Genomic DNA, 6,264 nt, shown 5'->3' with positions numbered 1-6,264 from the left:
CTTTTTATCCCGCCAAGGCGCAAGAGTGATCGCGCCTTTAGACGAGCCCCAAGCTCTATATTCATGCTGCCAGTTCTACTGCCCCACCGTCTTGGGAGCAAGCCCGAACCGACGCCGCGTGTATCACAGTGCGCGACAAATCATGGTTTTTACTCCCAAGTTGCCTATTTGTCGCAGAGGTGCGACACCATTGCATCTCTCCTAAAACGCGCTGGGAGCCGAATGGTTCCGCATGTTTTATCGGCCCTTGGATGTTTCGATGCAGGGCCTCTTGCATCCGCCGCCGAGCTTGCCTATAAACCCTATCACCGAACGCCACAGCGCGCTGCGGGTGTAGCTCAATGGTAGAGCAGAAGCTTCCCAAGCTTACGACGAGGGTTCGATTCCCTTCACCCGCTCCAAATTAATTGAAAATTTCAGTGTTTTAAGTGCCCCTTGGGTGCGCTTTCTCACGTCCAGGCCGTATCGGGATCGAGCGGATAAATCGGGCGGCGCGCGCGGTGGTAGGGCAGTTTGGTGAGGTCGGGGGTGCAGAGCGCGCCACTGTCGCAGACGATGACTTGACCGGCAATCGGCTCGAACGCCGCGCGGAAATGCTGCATGGATTTGAGCGCGATAACCCGTCTTTCGGTCGGCTCGATGCCAAAGGCGCGGAACTGGGCAAGATCGAGCACTTGGGTGATATTGCTGACGACCAGCACCTCAATCCCGCCAATGCGGATGGTGGCCGAGGGGCCGAAGCTGCCTTTCAAGCCGCCGATCATCGGCCCGTCGCCAATATAGCTGCCGTCAAAAAGCCCGATCAGCGTGGCGGACAGGGCGAGCGGCCCGCCGCCGAAGCGCGCATCGGTCTTGCCGCCCAGGGTCAGTCGTACTGTATCGCCCGGCTGATGTTTGACGAGCAGATCGACCGTTTCGGGATCGAAGATCGGCGCGAAGCAGGCATCCTCTACCTCCGCTGCAATCAACGCCGCGAGCAGGGCGGTTGAATCGCCATAGGCCCCGCCGCCGGGGTTATCGGCAAAATCGGCGATGACTAAGGGGCCGGATTTAGCATCGAAGCGCTTCGCCTGAAGGGCAGCGGCGGTTACGGTCAAGAGCGGCTCGCCCCGGTCGGCGCGCTTTTCCCACATATCGGCGGCGATGCGGCGGATGAAGGCCTGATGCTTGGCAAGATCGCCCTGGCAGGTCACCAGCACGCTCGGGCCGACGTCGGCAATATCGGCATTGGGGAAGGCCCCGTTGACGCTGACGGCGAAAACGTCCGGCTCCGTTTCATAGGCGCGGGCGGCGGCGAGGCGGGGGAGCATAGGGCCGACGTCGGTGCGGCCGCCGGTGGCTTCCTCCAGCATCGGCAGTTTTTCCCACAGGGTCACGGGGCAGATTTCCCCGGCCATGGTGCGTCCGATGATGGTGGCGGCTTGCTGGCCGCAGTCGCGCATATCGACGTGCGGATAGGTTTTATAGGCGACGATGGCGGTGGCGAGCCGCACCATGCGTTCGGTGATATTGGTGTGCGGGTCGAGTGTAATGCCGATGGGCATATCGGGGCCGACGATAGCGCGCAACCGCTCCAGCAACTCACCCTCGCCATCCTCCAGATGCTCGGCCACCATCGCGCCGTGCAGCCCCAATAGAATGCCGTTCAGATCGGCTCGATGGGTTTTGGCGGCATTGAGAATGAGAGCGGCGATATGCTCGTAAGCCTCGCGTGTCACTGGCCCGGACGGGGTGGCTCCGGCGCTAATCGGGTGATGGACCGTCCAGCCTGCCGGGCGCGCGATGTCGAGGAAGCCTGCGAGCGGCGTATTGGCGCTGCCGCGTTCGGCAATTGCTGCCTCGCCCAAATGGTAGTAGCGGTCGCGAAAGGCGGCAAGGTCGGTCAACCGGCGGCTGAAGCTATTGCTTTCGTGGGAAAATTCGGCGGTGAGAACGCAGAAACTCATAATCGAGACGCTCCGGGCGGGTTCAGTCGTGCGGGTGATGGCAGGCGACGGCATGGGGGGACTGGCTGAGGGCTGGACGGGTGCTGCGGCAGAGGTTGGACGCGCTCGGGCAGCGGGCGGCAAACGCGCAACCGAGCGGGCGCTGGTAGGCACTGGGAATCTCGCCGCTCAGCCGGGTGATGGGTTTGCGCTGGGTTGGATCGGGCGCGAAGCTGCTGTCTATCAGCGCTTTCGTATAGGGATGGCGCGGGGCGGCGTGGGCCGTGGGGAGGATTTCGACAATCGAGCCCAGATACATGACGATCACCCGGTCGCAGGCATAGCGCACCAGCCCGAGATCGTGGGAGATGAACAGATAGGTCAGCCCCAGTCGGTCGCGCAGCTCTTCCAACAGCGCGATAATTTGCGCTTGAATGGAAACATCAAGCGAGGCGGTGGGCTCGTCCAGCACCAGAAAATTCGGCTCCAGCGCCAGCGCGCGGGCAATGCCGACGCGCTGCTTTTGCCCGCCAGAAAGCTGATGCGGGTATTTGCCCGCCAGGGCCGGATCGAGCCCAACCATGCGCAAAAGATCAGCGGCCTTTTCGGCCTGGTCGGCAGTGGTGAGGGGAAGCCCCTGCACCTGAAACGGCTCTAGCACCGCGCGCGCGATGGTAAAGCGCGGATCGATGGCGGAATAAGGGTCTTGAAAGACCATTTGCATGCGGCGGCGGGTGCGGCGCAGGGCCAGCGGGGGCAGCCGGCCCAAATCCTCGCCCTGAAAGATCACCCGCCCTTCTGTGGCGTCGAGCAGCCGGAGCACCAGCCGGGCGAGGGTGGATTTGCCGCACCCCGATTCGCCAACAACCCCGGTGACGGACCCGCGCGGCAGATCGAAGGAGACATTCTCCACCGCCCGCATGCGTTTGCGCGGGCGGAACAGGCCACCGCTGCTGGTAAACTCGCGCGTGAGATTTTCGACGCGCAGCAAGGGTAACTCAGACATGGGGCATCTCCCCCGGCTTCCAGCAGGCGATTTCGGCGCGCTCCGATAGAAGGCGCGGCGGCACCTCGGTTTGGCAAATCGGCCCGGCGATGGCGCAGCGCGGATGAAAGCGGCAACCGCTCGGATAATCCTTTACGCCGGGCACCGTGCCGGGAATGCCGCGCAGGCTGCCGCGCGGCTGATTTTCCTGCGGAATGCAGCCGATCAGCGCGCGGGTGTAGGGGTGCTGCGGCGCGGCGAAAATCGCGCGTACTGGCGCACTTTCGGCCACGCGCCCGGCATAGAGCACCGTTACCCGGTCACAGATCTGCGCGACGACGCCCATATCATGGGTGATGAGCAGCAGGGCAAGGCCCCGGTCGGCGACGAGATCGGCCAAAATTTGTACGATTTGCGCCTGAATGGTCACGTCCAGCGCGGTTGTCGGCTCGTCGGCGATAATCAGGTCGGGGTCGGCCATCAGGGCCATCGCAATCACAATCCGCTGCTTCATCCCGCCCGATAATTGGTGCGGATATTGGCGGTAGACCGTAGCGGCTTCGGGAATGCGCAACTGTTCCATCAGGCCGATGGCGCGGTCGCGCGCGGCGCTCTCGCTCAGGCCTAAATGCAGGCGCGCGGGTTGCTCCACCTGCGGGCCGATGGGGAGGATCGGATCGAGCGAGGTCATCGGGTTTTGCGAAATCAGCGCGATGCGGCGGCCCCGCAAGCGCCGATAGGCGCGTTCCGGAAGCTGCGTCAGGTCGTGGCCGTCGAAGTGAATCGCGCCTTGGGTCACGCGGCCCCCCAGGCGGGGGAGCAGGCCCATTACGGTCGTCGCGGTCAGGGATTTCCCCGATCCGGATTCGCCGACAAGGCCCAAAACTTCGCCCTTCTCCAGGGTGAAGCCGATCCCGTCCAGTGGGGAGACGGAACCGATGGCGACCGAGAGGTTGTGCACCGACAAAAGGGCCATCTCAGCGCTCCTTCAGGCGGTTGCGAATGTCGAGCGCGTCGATCAGCGCGTCGCCAAACAGGTTAATGGCGATGACGGTCGCGGCAATGGTGACGCCGGGAAACAAAATCACCCACGGGGCGAGGTAGATTTGCGCGACGCCGCCGTGCAGCATCGCTCCCCAACTGGGCAGCGGCGGCTGCGCGCCAAGGCCGAAGAACCCTAAGGTGGCTTCCAGCACAATCGCGTCGCCAATCGCCAGCATCCCCGCGACCAGAACCGGGGTGAGCGCATTCGGGATGAGATGCCGAAACAGAATATGCCCGTGGGAGGCGCCAAGGTTAACCGTGGCTTCGATATAGGTTTCGGCCTTCAGCGCAATGATCTGCGCGCGGGTGAGGCGGGCGAATTGCGCCATATAGCCGATGGTAATGGCAATCGCGGTACTGCCAAGGCCCGGCCCGAGAATGGCGATCAAGACCAGGGCAATCAGGATTTCCGGGAAGGACCAGGTGATATCGACCAGCGCCATCACGATCCGGTCAAACCAGCCGCCGAAATACCCCGCCAGCGCTCCCAGCAGCACGCCCAGGCTCACACAGGCGGCGACCGAGGTCACGGCCACGCCCAGCGAAATGCGCGCGCCGTAGATCAGGCGGGAGAGAAGATCGCGGCCAAACTCATCGGTTCCCAGCCAATGGGCGGCGTCGGGGGCCAAATAGGCATTCGGTAAGGATTGAAGATCGTAAGAATAGGGCGCGAGCCAGGGCGCAAGCAGGGCGGTGGCAACCAACAGCAGCAGGATCAGCCCGGGCAGCAGGCCGCGCGGGGTGCTGAGGGTGCGGCGAAGGGCGAGCGGAACGGCCATTTTAGGAAATCCTGTCGCGCATGCGCGGGTCCATCAGCACCTGCACCAAGTCCCCCAGCAGCGTGCCGAACAGTACGGCGCACCCGAGAACGAGCAAGCAGCCTTGCACCAGGGGATAATCGCGCTGGCTCAAGGCGTTAATCAGCAACGTGCCGAGGCCGGGGCGGGCGAAAACAAATTCGATGGTGACGGCCCCGCCGAGAATCCAACCGATTTTGAGCGCGAGCAGCGTGACGATGGGCAAGAGCGCGTGGCGCAGAATATGGCGCAGGTGAATTTGCCAGGCGGGAACGCCTTTCGCGTGCAGCATCATCACGAAATCTTGGCGGGCAATGTCGCCCATCGCGGCGCGGGTGACGCGGGCCACCAGGCGACCCCGCCGAGGCTGATAGTGGCGACCGGCAGCACGAGGGACTCCCAGGAGCGCGCGCCCGAGACCGGGAACCATTCCAACTGCACGGCAAAGGCGAGGATCATCAACAGCCCGAGCCAGAAGGCGGGCACCGTCGCGCCGAGCAGAATCAGCGTCATCACCGCGCGGTCAAGCCAAGTATCTCGGAAAATTGCCGCAAGCGCCCCAGTCGAAACGCCGACGATCATGGCGACCGCCAGCGACAACCCGCCGAGCGCGAGGCTATAGGGCAGGTTTTGCAGAATAAGATCGAGCACCGGCTGCTTCAGGATCAGCGCCGTGCCGAAATCGCCGCTCAGGATGCGTCCAAGCCAGAGGAAATATTGCACAGCGAGCGGCTTATCGAAGCCCAACTGCGCCATCAACTCGCCCCGCCGTTCCGCCGAGGAGCCGATTTGCAGCATATGGTCGATCGGGTCGCCCGGCACCAAATGGACGATGGCGAAAATCACCATCGACATGGCCAGGAACACGGGCAGCAGGAGCGCGAAACGCTTTAGGAAATAACCAACCATCCCAATCTCCCGAAAAGGGGGAGGGACCCGGCGGCGCGTGGGGACGCGCGCCGCCGGGCAGAGGCTTTATTTGACGGCGTCGGTATCCAGAATCGTCTGGCTGGTCACGCGAGTACCGCGCACCGCTTCCGGCAGTTTCAGCTTCTTGACCGAGTAGGTGAACAGATTTGCGGGCTCATAGATCGGCGCAAACGCGTATTGCGACAGAATATACTCGTGGTAGCGGGTGAAATTCTGCACGCGCTCCGGCCAGGTCCGCGCCTTGTTCATCGCCAAATCGTTCAGCTCTTCGGCGCGCGGGTCGTTCAGCATCGAGACGTTCGGATAGCCGAGGCGTTTCGCTGAGAAAAACCAGTCGATAATATCGGCATTGGTCCAGGAATAGCTGCGGATCGCAAGCTGATGCTCGGTTTTCTTTTTATACTGGGCATTGATCGTGCTGGCGTCGAAGAGGGTGATTTCCGCCTGCATGCCGATGGCCTTGAGCTGCGCCTGAACCGCCTCGCTGATGCGCTTAAACTCGGTGCCATTGGTGGTCCAGAGTTTCACCTGGAGCTTGGTGCCATTCTTGGCGCGCACACCATCGGAGCCCAAAACCCATCCG

Annotated in this window: 5 protein-coding genes, 1 tRNA gene and 1 pseudogene; 1 reads left to right on the top strand and 6 read right to left on the bottom strand. The window is 62.9% G+C overall.

Annotation, left to right across the window (positions count from 1 at the left end; translation table 11 throughout):
- The first annotated feature begins 327 nt into the window (after positions 1-327).
- Positions 328-401 (top strand) — tRNA-Gly (locus tag VZ95_RS16930).
- A gap of 48 nt (positions 402-449) precedes the next feature.
- Here VZ95_RS16930 and VZ95_RS16925 read toward each other — a convergent pair.
- The 6 genes and pseudogenes from VZ95_RS16925 to VZ95_RS16900 form a co-directional block, all read right to left on the bottom strand.
- Positions 450-2,000: a M81 family metallopeptidase gene (locus tag VZ95_RS16925; RefSeq protein ID WP_232302719.1), complete on the bottom strand. Its 1,551-nt coding sequence runs from the start codon at positions 1,998-2,000 to the stop codon at positions 450-452.
- Entirely contained in the window at positions 1,969-2,931 is a 963-nt protein-coding gene (locus VZ95_RS16920; protein WP_045776899.1) for an ABC transporter ATP-binding protein, read from the bottom strand. Before VZ95_RS16920 ends, VZ95_RS16925 begins: the two co-directional genes overlap by 32 nt.
- Positions 2,924-3,886, bottom strand: a complete 963-nt coding sequence (locus VZ95_RS16915; RefSeq protein ID WP_045776898.1) for an ABC transporter ATP-binding protein — start codon at positions 3,884-3,886, stop codon at positions 2,924-2,926. The genes VZ95_RS16920 and VZ95_RS16915 overlap by 8 nt, the downstream gene beginning before the upstream one ends.
- A gap of 1 nt (position 3,887) precedes the next feature.
- Complete coding sequence (locus VZ95_RS16910; RefSeq protein WP_045776897.1) at positions 3,888-4,733, bottom strand: ABC transporter permease; 846 nt, start codon at positions 4,731-4,733, stop codon at positions 3,888-3,890.
- 1 nt (position 4,734) lies between these two features.
- Positions 4,735-5,660: pseudogene (locus VZ95_RS27410) on the bottom strand (ABC transporter permease).
- A gap of 66 nt (positions 5,661-5,726) precedes the next feature.
- Positions 5,727-6,264, bottom strand: a 538-nt coding sequence (locus VZ95_RS16900) for a periplasmic substrate-binding domain-containing protein (RefSeq protein WP_045776896.1), incomplete at its 5' end; no start/stop codon positions are given.

It is taken from the genome of Elstera litoralis (assembly GCF_000963705.1).
GTDB classification, from domain to species: Bacteria; Pseudomonadota; Alphaproteobacteria; order Elsterales; family Elsteraceae; genus Elstera; species Elstera litoralis.
The sequence above is the reverse complement of the archived record's forward strand: the minus strand, read 5'-3'. Positions and strand labels throughout refer to the sequence as shown.